The organism is Pseudomonas sp. H2_D02, from assembly GCF_054677635.1.
Genome location: NZ_CP162816.1, coordinates 425,605 through 442,006, shown reverse-complemented (window position 1 = coordinate 442,006; position 16,402 = coordinate 425,605). Strand labels below are relative to the sequence as shown.

Below are 16,402 nucleotides of genomic sequence, written 5' to 3'. Positions count from 1 at the left end.
CGGGGATAAATCCCCTCACCACAGGATCAATGGTGGTCCCATAGGTTCTGCCATATACATATGCATTTTTAATATTTAAATTAAGTTTCTTATACCTTTAAAGTCACCCCCCTGCGTACCTGCCGACCAATCGGCGCGCCGCACGACACAAACCAACACGGTGAACCCGTGAGTTTTGATCGAGTGCGCGCCCATTCAAGCGCGCCGTGCGTGGGAGTGATGTATGCCAGCCGTCTCTTATTCTCCAGATTCAAATGCCGCGAACAGCGCGCCACAGTCGTTCGACATCCGCCCATTCTCCGATGCCGTAGGCGCCGAGATCGTTGGCCTGGACTTGTCCCGGCCCATCAACGACCAGGATTTCGCCCGCATCCACCGCGCCCACCTCGACTATCACGTGGTGGTGTTCCGCGACCAACGCATCACCCCTGAACAACAGATCGCCTTCAGCCGCCGTTTTGGCGTGCTGCAGATCCATGTGCTCAAGCAATTCCTGCTGGCCGGGCACCCGGAAATTCTCATCGTCTCCAACATCATCGAGAACGGCCAGTCCATTGGCCTGGGCGATGCCGGCAAGTTTTGGCATTCGGACCTTTCCTATAAGGAATTGCCCAGCCTCGGCTCGATGCTTCATGCCCAGGAATTGCCGAGCGAAGGCGGCGACACGTTGTTCGCCGATATGCACAAGGCGCTGGATGGTTTGCCCGAAGCGCTGCGTAAGGCGATCGATGGCCGTTCGGCGGCGCACTCCTACACGGCGCGCTACAGCGAGACCAAATTCGAAGGTAACTGGCGCCCGACGTTGACACCGGAGCAATTGGCCCAGGTTGCCGAAGTCGTGCATCCGATCGTCCGCACGCATCCGGAAACCGGGCGTAAGGCATTGTTTGTCAGCGAAGGCTTTACGACCCGCATCGTCGGCCTGCCGGAGGATGAAAGCACCGCCATCCTGACGGAGCTGTATGCCCACAGCGTGCTGCCGCAGAACATCTATCGCCATCAATGGCAGCCCCACGACCTGGTGTTCTGGGACAACCGTTCGTTGATCCACCTGGCCGCCGGTTGCCCGAGCCATCTGCGCCGCAAGCTGTATCGCACCACCATCCAGGGCGACGCCCCTTTCTGATCGGCTGCGCAGCGCGCAAAGAGCCCGGAGAATCACCATGTCCAAACGCATTGCTTTTGCTCCGTTGGCCGCGGCCATCGGCCTGGGGTTCAGCCTGCTCGCCGGCAGCCTGGTTGTGCCGGCCAGCGCTCACGCCGAGGGCGAGATTCGCATCGCCGAGCAGTTCGGCATCGTTTACCTGCTGCTCAATGTGGTGCGCGATCAACAACTGATCGAAAAGCACGGCAAGCAGGAAGGCATCGACATCAAGGTCGACTGGACTCAACTGTCCGGCGGTGCGGCGGTCAACGATGCGTTGCTGTCGGGCTCCATCGACATTGCCGGGGCCGGCGTCGGGCCGTTGTTGACGGTCTGGGATCGCACCCGTGGCAAGCAGAACGTCAAGGCGGTGGCGTCGCTGGGCAACTTTCCCTATTACCTGTTGAGCAACAATCCGAACGTCAAGACCATCGCCGACTTCACCGAGAAGGACCGCATCGCGGTGCCGGCGGTGGGTGTTTCGGTGCAGTCGCGGATCCTGCAATACGCCGCCGCCAAGCAGTGGGGCGACAAGGATTTCAATCGCCTCGACAAGTACACCCTGGCCGTCCCGCACCCGGACGCCACGGCCGCGTTGATCGCCGGTGGCACCGAGTTGACCGGGCACTTTTCCAACCCGCCGTTCCAGGACCAGGCCCTGCAAAACCCCAACGTCCACGTCGTGCTCAATTCCTATGATGTGCTCGGGCCGAACTCGCCCACGGTGTTGTTCGCCACCGAGAAATTCCGTGATGAAAACCCGAAGACCTACAAGGCCTTTGTCGAGGCCCTGACCGAAGCCGCCGAGTTCGCCCAGAACGACAAGGGTGCGGCGGCGGACACCTATCTTCGGGTGACCAAGGCCAAGATTGACCGAGCAACCTTGCTGAAGACCATCGATAACCCGCAGATCGAATTCACCGTCACGCCGAAGAACACCTACCCGCTGGCGGAATTCCTCTACCGCGTCGGCGCCATCAAAAACAAACCGGCGTCGTGGGAAGACTATTTCTTCCAGGACGCCAAACCGTTGCAAGGGAGCTGATTGTCATGAACGCGCCATTGCAAGGCCACGCGGCCAGCAACCCCACCTCCGCCAGCACGGCGTTGTTGTCGGTGGATAACGTCAGCCTGGAATACCGCACCCCGCAGCGTGTGGTGCGGGCCACCCATCAAGTCAGTTTCGAAGTCGACCCGGCGGACCGTTTTGTACTGCTCGGCCCGTCGGGTTGCGGCAAGTCCACGCTGCTCAAGGCCATCGGCGGTTTCATCGCGCCGTGCGAAGGCGAGATTCGCTTGCAAGGCCAAACCGTCAACGCGCCAGGCCCTGACCGGATCGTGGTGTTCCAGGAATTCGACCAGTTGCCACCGTGGAAAACCGTGAAGCAGAACGTGATGTTCGCGCTGCTGGCGTCGGGCACGCTCAAGCGCCGCGAGGCCGAGGAGCGGGCGCTGCATTATCTCGACAAGGTCGGGTTGGCGGCGTTTGCCGATGCCTATCCCCACACCTTGTCCGGTGGCATGAAGGCCCGCGTCGCAATCGCCCGGGCGCTGGCGATGCAGCCGAAGATCCTGTTGATGGACGAGCCCTTCGCCGCCCTCGATGCGCTGACCCGACGCAAGATGCAGGAAGAATTGCTGCTGCTCTGGGAGGAGGTGCGTTTCACTCTGTTGTTCGTCACCCACTCCATCGAAGAAGCGCTGGTGGTGGGCAATCGCATCCTGCTGTTGTCACCCCATCCGGGGCGTGTCCGGGCGGAAATCCACAGCCATCAATACGACCTGCACAGCCTCGGCGGCGTGGGGTTCCAGCATACGGCGCGGCGGATTCATGGATTGCTGTTCAATGAAGGTCAGCCGCCTGAAACCGAGCGTGAGCTGGATTTCACCGACATCCGTATTGCGTATTAAGGGGAGCCGTTCATGAGCCAATTATCGCCTGCGCGCGAAGAATACGAAGTCGATCTGCAACCGCTGACCCACGTGCCGCTGGAGCGCGAATTGCCCCTGGGCCAGCGCCTCTGGCAGCAGGGTTGGCTGCGTAAAAGTCTGATCCTGGTTGTGCTGGCGGTGCTGTGGGAGGGCGTGGCGCGCTACCAGAACAATGACCTGCTGTTGCCGGGCTTCCTGCAGACCAGTAGCGCGTTATACGACGGTTTGCTCAGCGGCGAGCTGTTGGGCAAGATCTGGATTTCCCTGGTGGTGCTGCTCAAGGGCTATCTGCTGGGCATCATCCTGGCGTTTGGCCTGACCACCCTGGCGGTGTCGACGCAGTTGGGCCGCGACCTGCTCAGCACGTTGACGTCGATGTTCAACCCATTGCCTGCCATCGCCCTGTTGCCGTTGGCGTTGCTGTGGTTCGGCCTGGGGCAGAACAGCCTGATTTTCGTGCTGGTGCATTCGGTGCTGTGGGCGCTGGCGTTGAACATGTATGCGGGCTTTCTCGGCGTGTCGGAAACGCTGCGCATGGCCGGGCGCAACTATGGCCTCAAGGGCCTGCGCTTTGTGCTGTTCATCCTGATCCCGGCGGCGCTGCCGTCGATCCTCGCAGGGCTGAAGATCGGCTGGGCCTTCGCCTGGCGTACCCTCATTGCTGCCGAACTGGTGTTCGGCGCGACCAGTGGCAAGGGCGGCTTGGGTTGGTACATCTTCCAGAATCGTAATGAGTTGTACACCGACAAGGTGTTTGCCGGGTTAGCGGTGGTGATCCTGATCGGGCTGTTGGTGGAGAACCTGGTGTTCGACAGTCTGGAGCGGGTGACGGTGAAGCGCTGGGGGATGCAGCGTTGAGCCATTCCTGAAATCACTTGGAGCCCGTGGCGAGGGAGCTTGCTCCCGCTCGACTCTGTAGGCGCTGGCGAAGCCTGCGATCTTTGATCTTTGATCTTTGATCTTTCGCTTGAGATAGCAATGCCCAGGAAAAGATTGCAGCCCCTACGCAGCTCCACAGAAGCGCCTGTGGCCTGGCTGGGCGGTGCAATGCTTGTTAAACCCTCAACATAATTAGCCAAGTAAAGCCCCTCCCTTTTCCTTTAGACTTGCCGCCTCCAAGCAAGCCTTCAGGACACGGAATGCCAGTCCCTCCCAACCCCCTTCGCAAAGCCCTGGTCGTTTGGTTGTACGCGGCGGCCCTGATGCATCTGCTTGCCGGCCTCATGCTGACCTGGGCCGGTCATTCCGGCTTGCTCGATGACTATCTGAACACCATCGAACTCGCTTTCTGGGGCGCCGATTCAGTGCCTGCTACGGCCCGCGCGCAACAGGTCTGGTGGCTGGCGTTGTTCGGCGCCACGTTGCAAAGCTACGGGTTGTACATGCTCGCCCTCGTCCACATCGGCAATCGATTGAAGAGCGCCATGCCCTGGGGCTGGCTCATCGTCGGCATCCTGCTGTGGGCGCCCCAGGACATGTGGATTTCCGCCCAGGCACGGGTCTGGTCGCACCTGTGGTTCGACAGCGTTGCCTTGCTCGTTTTATTGCTGCCGCTGCTCTGGCTCTATCGCCACGACCGCCGCACTTCCCTGACTGACAACGCATCGAGCGCATCCCATCATGGCTGATTTTTCATCGCTGGACTGGGCCATTGCCCTGCTGATCGCCCAGGCAATCCTCGGTGCGCTGGACACCTTGTATCACCACGAACTCACCGTCGCCTTGCCCTATCGCCACAGTGCGCGGCTGGAGCTGTCGATCCACGCCATGCGCTCGTGCTTCTACGGGATCCTGTTCCTGGGCATTGCGCATCTGGCTTTCGAGGGGACGTGGGCGATTGTCATCGCGCTGCTGTTCGCCCTGGAGATTTGCCTGACGCTCTGGGATTTCGTGGTCGAGGACCGCAGCCGCAAGCTGCCGCCTATCGAACGCATCATGCACACGGTGCTGGCGGTCAACGGCGGGGCGTTCTTTGCGTTGTATGGCGTGCAATTGGCGCAGTGGGCGAGTTTGCCAACCGGGCTGAGCGCAATCGACCTCGGCTGGCGCGGCTGGCTGTTGACCTTGTTCGCCATCGGCGTCACGGCCTCGGGGATTCGCGACGGCTTGGCGGCCTTGCGTATGCAACGCGCGGGCAAGCCCGCCAACCCGTTTGCCGGTGGCGCCTACAAGCGCGTGCTGGTCACGGGCGGCACCGGGTTCATCGGCGAAACATTGGTCAATCAACTGCTCGACGCCGGGCACACGGTCAGCGTGTTGGCTCGCGACCCGTTGAAAGCGGCCTATCTGTTTGACGGTCGCGCCCGTTCCCTGCGTTCGTTGGGCAAGCTGGGGCATGAAGAAACCTTCGACGTGGTGATCAACCTGGCAGGCGCACCGGTGGCCGGTCCGCGCTGGAGTCCCAAGCGCCAGGCGCAACTCATCGCCAGCCGGGTCAATACCACCGAAGCCTTGATGGCCTGGTTGAGAAACGCGCGGCACAAACCGGCGTTGTGGATCCAGGCTTCGGCGATTGGTTTTTACGGCGTGCGTGACGCCGGTGAAAGCCTGGATGAAAGCGCCAGCCAGGGCGAGGGTTTCATGGCTGAGCTCTGCGCGCGCTGGGAAGCCTCCGCGCAGCCTGCCGTCGAGTTGGGCGTGCGGCAGGTGGTGCTGCGCCTGGGTGTGGTGTTCGGGCCTGGCGGTGCATTGCTGCCATTGCTGATTCCGTTTCGCCTGGGATTTGGCGGGCGGATGGGTGATGGCAAGCAAATCATGAGTTGGGTACACCGCGACGATGTCATCCAGGTGATCGCCCGGGCCTTCGCTGATCAAAGCCTGAGCGGCACCTACAACCTGGTGGCGCCGGAAACGGTCAGCCAGGCGCTGTTCGCCGAAAGCGTCGGCAAGGTGCTCAAGCGCCCGGTGTGGTTCCATATTCCGGCCGCGCCAGTGCGTGCCTTGGCTGGCGAGATGGCCCAGCTGTTTTTCGATGGACAGCGCGTGGTGCCCGACCGTCTCGTCGAGGCCGGCTATGCGTTCCGTTACCCGACGCTCGACGCAGCCCTGCGCGACCTGGCCTGAGGAACATCCATGAGCAAGCCCCGGATGTACCTGCTGGCCGGCAACGGCAGCGCCGCCGATTGGTGGGATGACGCGTTGCCGCATTTTCAACGCTACGACGTGGTGCCGTTGGAACTGCCCGGCTTTGGCAATAACCCCCAGGCTCCCTGCGAAGACCTGGCGGCCTATGCCCAGGCGTTGCTGGCGGCGACGGTCCGGGGCAGCGCGATCATGGCGGTCGGCGTGAACGCCTTGCTGGTGCTGCACGCCTTGCAACGCCAGCCGGGGCACTTTTGCCGCAGCATTTTGTTGGCGCCGGTGGGCGCGTTTTTGTGGCAGCGACGGTTGCCGGCGTTGATGTCGCCGTTGCCGATTCGCAAGACCATCCACTGGCTGCTGGCGAACAAGCCGACGTTGTTTGCCCATAAATTTTCCAGCCAAACCTGGACGCCCGCGCAATACCAGCGCATGGGCGCCGGCTATGCCCGCTGCCGGGCCTTTGTGCCGCATTGGGACCTGGTGCGCGCCGACACCGCGTTGCCGCTGCTGGAATGGATCACGGATCCGGTGGAGCTGGTCTGGGGTGATCAAGACAAGGTGTTGGGCGTCGCCCAAGCGGCGGCCTGGTCGGCCATCCTTGCCCGCGCCGATTTGACCATCAGCCTGAAGCCCGGCTGGGGCCACTATCCATGGATTGATTCACCGGCTGAATTCGCGATGTGGCTGGAGTCCGGCGAGCGTGGTTTTGTCGCGCATACCAAGGGCGGCCGCTTGCGTCTCGCGGCGCTGGCTGGGCAGCCGGTGCCGGCGGCGCTGTCGCTCAACCATTGCGATGATCCACGTTTGCCAGGCTTTCTGAACGGCCAGCCGGATGCTACCTGGGCCGTGCGTTCTTCCAGCTACGGCGAGGATCAGGCCGATGCGGCGAATGCCGGCTTGAGCACCACGTTCCTGCGCGAACCGACGTGCAACGTGCCGGCGCGCATTGCCGAGTTGAGCGCGGCGGGTGTCGAGGAAGTGGTGGTGCAGCGCTTCATCACGCCACGGTTGTCCGGGATCGCGTTCGTGCGTCACTTGTCTGTTGAATTGGAGTGGGTCGAGGGGCATCTGGAGTCGTTGGCCGATGGCCAAGTGAGCCCCGAGCGCGCGGTGATGTCCCGCCTCGGCGAGTCATGGAGCAGCGGCACCTTCAGGCCTGCCTATGGCCTGACCGCCGAAGTGCTGTGGCGCTTTCTGCAAGGCGTGCTGCGGGTCTTTCATTACGTGCCCGGTGATGTTGAATGGGCCTGGGACGGGACCCAGCTGTGGCTGTTGCAATACCGCCCGATCAGCGACTACGGCTGGCGCCGTCACCTGACTGCCGCCAACATTGCCGAGATCCTGCCGCCCCGACCCAGCGTCCTGGTGGAGTACGCGCAGCGCCGTGCGGCGACGAGTATTCCGGCGATCATGGCGCGTTGGGATCGGCGGGTGCTGCAGGACAACGAGCCTTTTACGGCGTTGTTTGGCGGCGCTTCGTACATCAATAATGATTTGTTTCTCGCCCGGCTGGCTGACTGGGGCGTCAGCGCCAGCAGCTATGCCGGCGAGGTCGGCGGCGCGACACCGCACCTGCCCTGGCGGCCACTGCGCCTGCTGCGTTCGCTGCCGTTGTTCCTGCGCATGCAACGCATCGCCCGAGGGCATTTGCTGACGCTGGAAAATGGCTTGCGACGTCTTGATCGAGAGCTGCACGAGCTGACCGGACAAGGCGCCAACGGCCAGCAGTTGGCCGATTGGTTTACCCGCTTCTACGTGTTCGTGGTGCAGGGCAACCTGTGCATCGCCAGCGCCTTGGCGAGCAGCGGCGGGGACTGGCTGGGACGACCGCCGACCGCCTATGACGATCTCGAACACAGCCCTCATCGCCTGCCGTGGGAGACCGACCCGGCCACACCGCGCCCGGCACCGACCGAGCTGCCATTGCAGGCCTTTCCACAATGGCCGTTGGCGATTCGCCTGGTCCATGGCGCCGGCCTGCCGGGGTTGCGCGGCTATTATTTGCAGGTGCGCGAATGGTATCGCGATAACCTGATGCGGATCTTTTTCCGTCTGCACCACGCCATGCCGGCCGCTGACCGCGCGCACTGGTTCGCACCGCACCCGGACATCCGCAGCCGCGACGGCAGCTTCTGGCAGGACGGTCGTGAAGGCACTGAACAGGCAAGCGGATTCCTCATCTACCCGGGCCAGGCCCAAGGCATCCTCGGCGAGGACATCCTGCTGGAAGACACCCTGGACCCTGGCCGCCACGCCCACTACCAAAACGCCCGCGCCGTGATTGCGCGCATGGGCGGTCGCCTGTCCCATGGCTCGACGCTGCTGCGCGAATTGCGCAAGCCTTCGGCAGTGTTGCCTCAGGCGGATGTGGGGTGGTTGGGGCGTGAGGTGGTGTATTGCGATGGGGAGTTGAGGTTGGTGGAGTAGACAGCGCGATATTTGTTGATCACAGAACCCGTGGCGAGGGAGATATGTTCGGCTCAGGGATTGTTCTCAACCCTGGAACCAGATGAAGAGGCAGTGAGGTCAAAACGATCAGCGCTGATGTTACTCAACCTGTGGCGAGGGGATTTATCCCCGTTGGGTTGCACAGCAACCCCAAGCAATTTAAATGCGGTCTGCCTGAGATACCGAGGTGTCAGGATTTGGGACTGCTGCGCAGTCCAGCGGGGATGAATCCCCTCGCCACAGCGAATGTCCCCGGGCGTATTCTCTTTTCACTCAACTACTCCCCTTGACGCCCCCCACCGCTGTCGTAGACTCCGACCATCCGTCAGGGAGTAACGGTCATGCGACGTTTATGCAGTTGGGTTGTGGGATTGACCTTTATAACGTGCGGGGTGCAGGCGCAAACGCCAGCGTCCGACGATCCGTTGCTGGAGAGCAACGTTTCGGCCAGTGCGTCGGGCAACGAGGCGCGAGGGGTGCTGCGGGCGCGGGATCAGGCGGTGCTGGCCAGTGAGCTGGCCGGGCGGATTGTCGAGTTGCCGTTCAGTGAGGGCGAGTCGTTCAAGAAGGGCGACACCCTGGCGCGTTTCGACTGTTCGGCCTATCAGGCCCAGCTCAATGCGGCCCAGGCGGCCAGCCGTGGCGCCGGTGAAGAGCTGGCCCACAATCGGCAGCTCGCGGCGCTGAAATCCGTCGGACGTTTCGAGGTGTCGCGGGCCGAGGCCCGTCTCAGCGAGGCGCAGGCGCAATCCCAGGTTTATCAAGTGCAGGTCAAGCGCTGCAGCGTCATCGCGCCGTTCGATGGGCAGATTGTGGCGCGCAAGGTCCAACGTTATGAAAGCGTCGCGGCCGGTGCGCCATTGTTGGACGTCGTGGACAATCGCACGCTGGAAATCCATCTGTTGGTTCCCTCGCGCTGGATGGGCAAGCTCAAGCCCGGCCAGTCGTTCAGCTTCGTTCCCGATGAAACCGGCAAGCCGTTGCAAGCGACGGTCAAGCGCCTGGGCGCGCGTATCGACGAGGGCAGCCAGACGTTGCTGCTGGTGGCGAGCGTGCCGGATGCCAGCGGCCTGCTGTCTGGCATGAGCGGTACGGCGCGTTTCTCGGAGTCGAAGTGAACGCGCCAGTGACGGGCAGCGCCGAGCAGGTGTTCGCCCGTTTCCTCGATCTGGAACGCCAGACCAGGGCTGCGCGCACGCCCGAGCAGTTGAGCTACAGCCTGGTCAACGACGGCCAGGCGTTGTTCGGCTTTCGTCATGCCGCGTTGTTGATCGCTGGCAAGGTCCAGGCCGTGACCGGCGTCAGCGCCATCGAGCCGAACGCGCCGTTCGTGGCATTTGTCGAACAAGCCGTCGCGCAGTTGTTCAAGAAGGGATCGCTGGACAAGGCGCGGGTCATTGCCCCTGGCGAGGTGAGTGAGCCGGTCCAGGCGGATTGGCGAAGCCTGTCGGCCGGGCAAGTGTTCTGGCTGCCCTTGATCGATCATCAAGGCCAAGTGTTTGGCGGCTTGTGGCTGGCCCGTGACCTGCCATGGACACCGCCGGAGCAAGTGCTGCTGTCGCAACTCGGCGACACCTACAGCCATGCCTGGCTGGCGCTGCAACCGCGCAAGCCGTGGCGCCTGCGTTGGACGCGCAAGCGCCAGGTCGCCCTGGTGGCGGTGTTGCTGCTGGGGTTGCTGATCCCAGTGCGCCAATCCGTGTTGGCCCCGGCCGAAGTGGTGCCACTGGGCGGGCAGGTGGTAGCGGCACCGTTGGATGGCGTGATTGCCGAATTCCTGGTCAAGCCCAACCAGGCGGTGAAGAACGGCGACCTGTTGCTGCGTTTCGAAAGCACCACCCTCAAGGCCCAGGCCGATGTCGCCGAGCGGGCATTGGGTGTGGCCGAGGCGGAACTCAAGGCCAACTCCCAGCGCTCGTTTGCCGATGCTGAATCCAGCTCGAAGATCGACCTGCTGGCGGCTCGCGTCGAACAGAAACGTGCCGAGCGCAACTACGCCATCGAGCTGCTCAAGCGCAGCGAAGTCCGCGCCGAACGTGACGGCATCGCGGTATTCGCCGATGCCGAGCGCTGGCTCGGCAAACCCGTGCAGACCGGCGAACGCCTGATGGAAATCGCCGATCCGAACCAGGCCGAGCTGCGCATCGAGCTGGCGGTGGGCGACGCGATTGCGTTGGAGCCAGGCGCGCAAGTGGCATTGTTTCTCGACAGCGATCCGTTGCAGCGACACCTGGCCCGGCTTGAGCGTTCGGCCTACGAAGCGCAGCCCACCGCCGCCGGGCAGTTGGCCTATCGATTGGACGCGCGTTTCGATGCCACGGCGCCGCGCATCGGCCTGCGGGGCACGGCGAAAATCTTCGGTGATCGCGCGCCGTTGGCGTTGTATCTGTTGCGCCGGCCGCTTGCGGGTCTGCGCCAGAGCGTAGGCCTGTAGCGTGGACCTGCCGAGCCTGCGGTCGGACCTGCAATTGTCTGCCGCCGCCCCCGACCCCGACGGCTCGCCGCAATGGACCCTGGCCGATCCGGTACGCGGACGCTATTTCAAGCTGGGCGCGGCGGCGATGCGCATGTTGCGGCACTGGTCCCTGGGTGATCCGGAGCAGGTATTGCGAGCGGCGAACCGCGAACCGGGCCTGCCGCTCAATGGCGAATCGCTGGAGCAATTGCTGGGCTTTTTGCGCGGCCATGACCTGATCAGCGCGATGGACCCGCAGCAACGCGACAGCTATCAATACAAGACCGCTTCCCAGCGTCAGAGCCTGTGGCAAATCCTGCTGCATCAATACCTGTTTTTCCGCATACCGCTATGGCGTCCGGATGCGTTCCTCAATCGTGCCTGGCCATTTCTCGCGCGGTTCGGCCCCGGCATCCTGCGCTATGGAATACCGCTGACCCTGGGCCTGGGCATTTTCCTGGTGTCCAGGGACTGGCAGCGGTTCCTGGCGACGTTTCCCCACCTGTTCAGCCTCGGCGGTGCGCTGGCGTTCGGGGTGGCCTTGTTCTTTGCCAAGCTGTGTCACGAATTCGGCCATGCGTTCATGGCCAAGCGTGCCGGCTGCCGCGTGCAAAGCATGGGCGTGGCGTTCATGGTGCTGCTGCCGATGTTCTATACCGATGTTAGCGACGCCTGGCGGGTCAATGATCGTCGGGCCCGATTGCTGATTGGTGCGGGCGGCGTACTGGCGGAGTTGCTCTTGGCCTGCATCGCATTGCTGGCCTGGTCACTGTTGCCCGACGGCCCGGCGCGCACGGCAGCGTTCATGTTGGCCAGCGCCACGTGGATCACCACGCTGATCATCAACCTGAACCCTTTCATGCGCTTCGACGGCTACTTCCTGCTCAGCGATTTGTGGGCTGTGGACAATCTCCAGGGCCGTGCGTTTGCCCTGTGTCGCTGGCGCTTGCGCGAAGCCTTGTTCGGTTATGGCGCTGCTGCCCCGGAACCCTGGTCACCGAAAATGCGCTGGCGCTTGCTGGTGTGGGGCTATGGTTCCTGGCTGTGGCGTGCGGCGTTGTTCTTCGGTATTGCCCTGGCGGTCTATCACCTGTTCTTCAAGGTGCTGGGCATCTTCTTGATGTTGGTGGAATTGATCTGGTTCATTTTTATGCCCATCGTGAATGAAGGACGGCAATGGTGGAGCCGCCGCGAGCAGGCCCATGGCCCCCGCGTGTTGCTGACCTGTCTGGTGCTGCTGGTCGTTCTACTTGCCTTGCTGTTGCCGTGGCGCAGTGCCGTGGAAGTGCCGGCGATGCTTGAGGCCGGTCGCGCCAGCGCCTTGCATGCGCCAGTGGCGGCGCGGGTCAAGCAGGTGAATGTCCGTGACGGCCAGGTCGTGGCCCAGGGCGACGTATTGATCGAGTTGGAATCGCCGGACATGGCGTCGCGCCTGGCGATCGTCCGTCGGGAAATCGAGATCCAGCAACTGCAGATGCGCCGTCAGGCCGGCCGCAGTGAAACCGCCGCCGATGCCGGCATTGTCGAACAGCAACTGGCCGAAGCCGTGGCCGACTATCGAGGGCTGGTTGCCCAGCGTGAACGCCTGCTGTTGCGTGCGCCCCACGCCGGACAGGTGCGCGATCTGCTGGCGGACCTGACCGTGGGGCGCTGGTTATCGCCCACGCAGCCGCTGGCGCGGGTGGTGCAAGCCGACTCCCGCTTGCGCGGCTACCTCACCGAAGCCGAACTCTGGCGGGTCGCGCTTGGTGCCACCGGACGGTTTATTGCGGACGATCCGATGCACGCCTCGATTGCCATCCAACTGAACGAAATCGACACCAACGGCGTGGCCTGGGTCGAGCAACAGGCGTTGACCTCTGACCACCACGGGCCGATCGCGGTGCGCCGCGATTCGCAGCAACGGGCCGAGCCGGTGCAGGCGCAATACGGTGTGCGGCTCAGTGCGGTGGACGACACATCCGCCCCCGTACAGCCGCTGCGTGGCGTGGCGGTGCTGCAGGGCAAGGGCGAGTCGGTATTGGGCGCGGCCTGGCGTCGGTTGGCGGCGTTGGGCGTCAGGGAAAGCGGGTTCTAAATCCAGGGAGCGAGCATGGACTCAGTGGCGGCAGAAGGATTGGTGGTGCGTCCATCGCGGGTCAGCGATGGTCCGTTCCTGCAGGGCCTGTACCAAGCGGCGCGGCCGGACTTGCAATGGATCGACGGCGATCCCGAGCAGGTGCAGCAAGTGATCGCCCAGCAGTTCGAGATCCAAGAGCAGGGCCTGGGGGACAACTTCCCCAACGCCATGCATTACGTCGTGGAAAAGCTCGGCACCGCCATCGGCGCCTTGAGCACCGATTTCGGCCCTAACGAAATCCGTGTCCTCTACTTGGCTTTCGTCCCCCAGGCCCGTGGGCAAGGCTACGGTCGGGCAGTGTTGCAAGGCGTACAGAAAGCCGCACAGCAGATCCGCTGCCCGGTGGCGACGGTGGTCTGGGCCAGCAACCCCCACGCCCGCCGACACTACCTGGCGCTGGGCTTCGAAGTGCAAGAGCGCAACCCCGCGGCGGAGCGGTTGGTCTGGTATCCGAAAGGCAATTGACCCGATCTTACAGACGCTAAAGAACCCCTGTGGGAGCGAGCCTGCTCGCGAAGGCGGTGTACCCGTAACTTCCGCGCCGCCATCCCTTGCTTTCCAAGCAAACCCTGCAATGGAGCCCTCCGAAGCGTAGGAAGAATCGGTTTTTTGCCTAGGACGTTTCCTAATCGTTCCAAATCCATACCCTTTGGGATTGCGTCTTGCCCGTAATGCAACGTTTTATCCATGGCTCTGAAATTCGTTCGGCTTGGCAGAGGACAAGCGAACGACTACCCCTGAGTAGGAGCCTTGAAAAATGCACGCATCGTTGCAACTCGCCTACACCAACAAGGTATCTGATAAGCATCACCGTCGCCTGCTCGAACAGGCGCAGGGTGTTGGCCTGCAGTCGGATGAAATGAAGGACTCCATCCAATGAACCGAGGCTATTACATTGGACTCGGTGACGAAACCACCTGTGGTGGGAAGGTGCTGGATGGGAACGCACACAACCGAATGAATGGTATCGCTCGTGCCCGTGAAGGTGATCCGGTTTCTTGTGGCAAGGACGGGAAAACTTATCAGATTGTGGGCGGCATCGCGGGCATGACCAGCAATGGCCGGCGTAACGCCGGTACGCTGGACAGCGTCAGCAGTTGCCCTTGTAACGCTCAGTTGATCCCATCGCTACTCTCGGCCACTTACAGAAAAGCCGGCGCTGCACCGCAATCCAGCCGAGCCGCTGAACCGGTTTCTTCGCCCGCGAACACCGTTCCCGCTACGTCGCGCCACTCGGGCTTCGCCCCTTCAAACAACCCAGCATTCGAGGTATCCACCCGCCTGGAACCTCAGGAACCGGGCTTCTATGTCGTCCCTAAAAGCGTGAGCCGTGAAGCCTTGGAAGCCACGCTATTCCCCGCGCCCGACCCGCAGGTGCTGCGCAAATTCCGAGCGTTGAACCCTCACCGCGATGTGGTCAAAGCCGGCTCGATGATCGTGTTGAGCGACCCGAACAACCTGCAATGCACTCGCGAAGAAGCGCAGGTGATGGCGGCGGCGGAAACAGTCAATGCCGCACTCGAAGACCTGACGGCCGAACAAGCCGACTTCATGCACCGCCACGCGGCCGAGATTGCCAGCTTCACCGGCCAGACCTCGACCTGGCTGGGCGTGAGCGCCGTGGTGATGGAAAAACACCTGACCAGCCTGCGCGACACCCTGCAAGCCATGGAGCGCTTGCACCAGGACAGCTATCGCCAGCATGGGCATCTCAAATCAGCGCAATTCTTTACCGAACGCAAACTCCTGCTCGCCCAGTTGGATGCGCACTTGCTGAACTCCACCCGCCTGCGCGGCCATACGACACTGGGCGACCACCCCAAGCTGAAAACCGCCCTTGGCATTTCGAGCCGCAGTCTGGTTCATCACTGGAACAAGGCTGGCGCGCCGGGGCAGATACCGGGGTACGCCACGCATGTGGAAAGCACCAGTCGCGCTGCGAAATATATGCAGATGGGTGGGTATGTCGGGATTGGGATTGGTGGGGTGTCTTCGGTGCTGGCGGTTCAGGCTGTGTGCGATGCAGGAGGTGAGGAGGCTTGTGAGCGGGTACGTTTTACTGAAGGGGGTAAATTCGGCCTGTCGGCGGCTGGTGGTTGGGCAGGTGGAGAGATAGGCAAGTTAGCAAGCGGTCCGATTTGTTTGGCGCTTGGCGTTTCAACGGGAATCGGAGGTGTTGTCTGTGTCGCAGCCTTGATAGGTACTGGCGCCTGGGTGGGGACAACTTACGGTGGTGAAATTGGCGAATATATGGGGGGAAAAATCTACGAGGTTACACAACCATGAGCAGTATCGACGCGTGGCCTCCCTGGGTTGCGATCATTGCTACTGGAGGGTGGGGACTGCTTGGAGTTGTGAGTATTGCATACAGTTTGTACCTGAAATGTCGTTATCTGGATGCCATGATGAATGCCTTAAAAAACAGCCGATACATATATCTTTGGGGCCCCGCATGGCGAGGTCGAGGCTGGTTTGGAGGCTGTGTATTGATCATTTCAATTGCCGGCATGGTGGTGTGGCCAAGGGCATATATCCGTATGGGGGACGTGAGCCCTGCCGATATCGAAAATTTCCCGCCTTACTTGAAACGTCTTTTGATGATCAAGGTGACGATGACGATCATCTCATTTACCGGAATGATAGTTGCAGCCCTGCTAGTCAAGTTCAGATAACTCGATGAAAGTACAGAAGGCCGTGCTACACATTTGCTGTTCGGTGGGCCCGTGGCGAGGAAGCTTGCTCCCGCTCGGCTGCGAAGTAGTCGCGAAACCAGACAAAACGGTCCGTCTGAAGAAAGGCAGAGGCCTGCTTCGCAGGCCAGCGGGAGCAAGCTCCCTCGCCACGGGGACCGGGTGGGATGGGAAATCGCTACCGCGACCAAGCGCTCCCACAGTTCTATTGAATCCCATCAATTAAACGCAATATAAAAATACCCCACCCCCGGATCCCGTCCCATCGGCGGTACCCGTGATACGAACACCCCTTCGAGCCTGCCCAATTCCGGTACTTCCAGCGCGCAGAGCCCATCGACGAAGTCGGTGCTTTCCAGGCTGTTGAATTCGACGCTGAACGGCATGCGTTCGCTGCTGGGCATTTTCGCCCGGGGTGCTTCTTCCAGGGTTTCGATCCGTACGGGCAGGCAACTGCCGTCGGGCAAGGTCAGGTGGCTGGTCTGGCCGAGCAGTGGTTGGAAATGGCGACTATGAACGTGTTGCAGCATATC

15 protein-coding genes are annotated in these 16,402 nt (G+C 62.1%); 14 read left to right on the top strand and 1 reads right to left on the bottom strand.

Annotated features, from left to right (window positions below; translation table 11 throughout):
• The first annotated feature begins 223 nt into the window (after window positions 1-223).
• The 14 genes from AB4N42_RS02005 (at window position 224) to AB4N42_RS01940 (ending at window position 15,851) form a co-directional block, all read left to right on the top strand.
• Window positions 224-1,126: a TauD/TfdA dioxygenase family protein gene (locus tag AB4N42_RS02005; protein WP_460115790.1), complete on the top strand. Its 903-nt coding sequence runs from the start codon at window positions 224-226 to the stop codon at window positions 1,124-1,126.
• Between the two features lie 37 nt (window positions 1,127-1,163).
• The gene (locus AB4N42_RS02000) at window positions 1,164-2,189 is read left to right on the top strand and encodes an ABC transporter substrate-binding protein (protein ID WP_460115789.1); all 1,026 of its coding nucleotides are present in this window, start codon (window positions 1,164-1,166) and stop codon (window positions 2,187-2,189) included.
• Between the two features lie 5 nt (window positions 2,190-2,194).
• Entirely contained in the window at window positions 2,195-3,055 is an 861-nt protein-coding gene (locus tag AB4N42_RS01995; RefSeq protein ID WP_030138001.1) for an ABC transporter ATP-binding protein, read from the top strand.
• A 12-nt stretch (window positions 3,056-3,067) separates the two neighbouring features.
• Complete coding sequence (locus AB4N42_RS01990; protein WP_460115788.1) at window positions 3,068-3,934, top strand: ABC transporter permease; 867 nt, start codon at window positions 3,068-3,070, stop codon at window positions 3,932-3,934.
• Between the two features lie 281 nt (window positions 3,935-4,215).
• Window positions 4,216-4,704 (top strand): cell division protein, encoded by a 489-nt coding sequence (locus tag AB4N42_RS01985; protein WP_198797007.1) that lies wholly within the window; start codon window positions 4,216-4,218, stop codon window positions 4,702-4,704.
• Window positions 4,697-6,139 (top strand): TIGR01777 family oxidoreductase, encoded by a 1,443-nt coding sequence (locus tag AB4N42_RS01980; RefSeq protein WP_460115787.1) that lies wholly within the window; start codon window positions 4,697-4,699, stop codon window positions 6,137-6,139. Before AB4N42_RS01985 ends, AB4N42_RS01980 begins: the two co-directional genes overlap by 8 nt.
• A 9-nt stretch (window positions 6,140-6,148) precedes the next feature.
• Window positions 6,149-8,584, top strand: a complete 2,436-nt coding sequence (locus tag AB4N42_RS01975) for an alpha/beta hydrolase (RefSeq protein WP_460115786.1) — start codon at window positions 6,149-6,151, stop codon at window positions 8,582-8,584.
• Window positions 8,585-8,946: 362 nt separating this feature from the next.
• On the top strand, window positions 8,947-9,723 hold the full coding sequence (locus AB4N42_RS01970; protein ID WP_030137996.1) for an efflux RND transporter periplasmic adaptor subunit: 777 nt from the start codon (window positions 8,947-8,949) through the stop codon (window positions 9,721-9,723).
• Window positions 9,720-11,039 carry an efflux RND transporter periplasmic adaptor subunit gene (locus AB4N42_RS01965; RefSeq protein WP_258648672.1) on the top strand — a complete coding sequence of 440 codons (1,320 nt, stop codon included), beginning with the start codon at window positions 9,720-9,722 and terminating at the stop codon, window positions 11,037-11,039. The genes AB4N42_RS01970 and AB4N42_RS01965 overlap by 4 nt, the downstream gene beginning before the upstream one ends.
• A 1-nt stretch (window position 11,040) precedes the next feature.
• Window positions 11,041-13,137, top strand: a complete 2,097-nt coding sequence (locus AB4N42_RS01960) for an efflux RND transporter periplasmic adaptor subunit (protein ID WP_460115785.1) — start codon at window positions 11,041-11,043, stop codon at window positions 13,135-13,137.
• A gap of 15 nt (window positions 13,138-13,152) precedes the next feature.
• Window positions 13,153-13,644 (top strand): GNAT family N-acetyltransferase, encoded by a 492-nt coding sequence (locus tag AB4N42_RS01955; RefSeq protein WP_030137993.1) that lies wholly within the window; start codon window positions 13,153-13,155, stop codon window positions 13,642-13,644.
• 292 nt (window positions 13,645-13,936) lie between these two features.
• Entirely contained in the window at window positions 13,937-14,059 is a 123-nt protein-coding gene (locus AB4N42_RS01950) for a hypothetical protein (RefSeq protein WP_323155850.1), read from the top strand.
• Complete coding sequence (locus AB4N42_RS01945) at window positions 14,056-15,465, top strand: PAAR domain-containing protein (protein ID WP_323155849.1); 1,410 nt, start codon at window positions 14,056-14,058, stop codon at window positions 15,463-15,465. Before AB4N42_RS01950 ends, AB4N42_RS01945 begins: the two co-directional genes overlap by 4 nt.
• Window positions 15,462-15,851: a hypothetical protein gene (locus tag AB4N42_RS01940; protein WP_217860936.1), complete on the top strand. Its 390-nt coding sequence runs from the start codon at window positions 15,462-15,464 to the stop codon at window positions 15,849-15,851. Before AB4N42_RS01945 ends, AB4N42_RS01940 begins: the two co-directional genes overlap by 4 nt.
• 236 nt (window positions 15,852-16,087) lie before the next feature.
• Here AB4N42_RS01940 and AB4N42_RS01935 read toward each other — a convergent pair whose 3' ends face one another.
• Window positions 16,088-16,399, bottom strand: a complete 312-nt coding sequence (locus AB4N42_RS01935) for a DUF6916 family protein (protein ID WP_030137989.1) — start codon at window positions 16,397-16,399, stop codon at window positions 16,088-16,090.
• Window positions 16,400-16,402: the final 3 nt, after the last annotated feature.

What these genes read in the sequence shown, in the direction of transcription:
- AB4N42_RS01950 (WP_323155850.1), top strand. Translation starts at nt 13,937, where the DNA reads ATGCACGCATCGTTGCAACTCGCCTACACCAACAAGGTATCTGATAAG.
- AB4N42_RS01940 (WP_217860936.1), top strand. Translation starts at nt 15,462, where the DNA reads ATGAGCAGTATCGACGCGTGGCCTCCCTGGGTTGCGATCATTGCTACT.
- AB4N42_RS01995 (WP_030138001.1), top strand. Translation starts at nt 2,195, where the DNA reads ATGAACGCGCCATTGCAAGGCCACGCGGCCAGCAACCCCACCTCCGCC.
- AB4N42_RS01970 (WP_030137996.1), top strand. Translation starts at nt 8,947, where the DNA reads ATGCGACGTTTATGCAGTTGGGTTGTGGGATTGACCTTTATAACGTGC.
- AB4N42_RS01945 (WP_323155849.1), top strand. Translation starts at nt 14,056, where the DNA reads ATGAACCGAGGCTATTACATTGGACTCGGTGACGAAACCACCTGTGGT.
- AB4N42_RS01935 (WP_030137989.1), bottom strand. Translation starts at nt 16,399, where the DNA reads ATGCTGCAACACGTTCATAGTCGCCATTTCCAACCACTGCTCGGCCAG.
- AB4N42_RS01985 (WP_198797007.1), top strand. Translation starts at nt 4,216, where the DNA reads ATGCCAGTCCCTCCCAACCCCCTTCGCAAAGCCCTGGTCGTTTGGTTG.
- AB4N42_RS01975 (WP_460115786.1), top strand. Translation starts at nt 6,149, where the DNA reads ATGAGCAAGCCCCGGATGTACCTGCTGGCCGGCAACGGCAGCGCCGCC.
- AB4N42_RS01990 (WP_460115788.1), top strand. Translation starts at nt 3,068, where the DNA reads ATGAGCCAATTATCGCCTGCGCGCGAAGAATACGAAGTCGATCTGCAA.
- AB4N42_RS01955 (WP_030137993.1), top strand. Translation starts at nt 13,153, where the DNA reads ATGGACTCAGTGGCGGCAGAAGGATTGGTGGTGCGTCCATCGCGGGTC.
- AB4N42_RS02000 (WP_460115789.1), top strand. Translation starts at nt 1,164, where the DNA reads ATGTCCAAACGCATTGCTTTTGCTCCGTTGGCCGCGGCCATCGGCCTG.
- AB4N42_RS02005 (WP_460115790.1), top strand. Translation starts at nt 224, where the DNA reads ATGCCAGCCGTCTCTTATTCTCCAGATTCAAATGCCGCGAACAGCGCG.
- AB4N42_RS01980 (WP_460115787.1), top strand. Translation starts at nt 4,697, where the DNA reads ATGGCTGATTTTTCATCGCTGGACTGGGCCATTGCCCTGCTGATCGCC.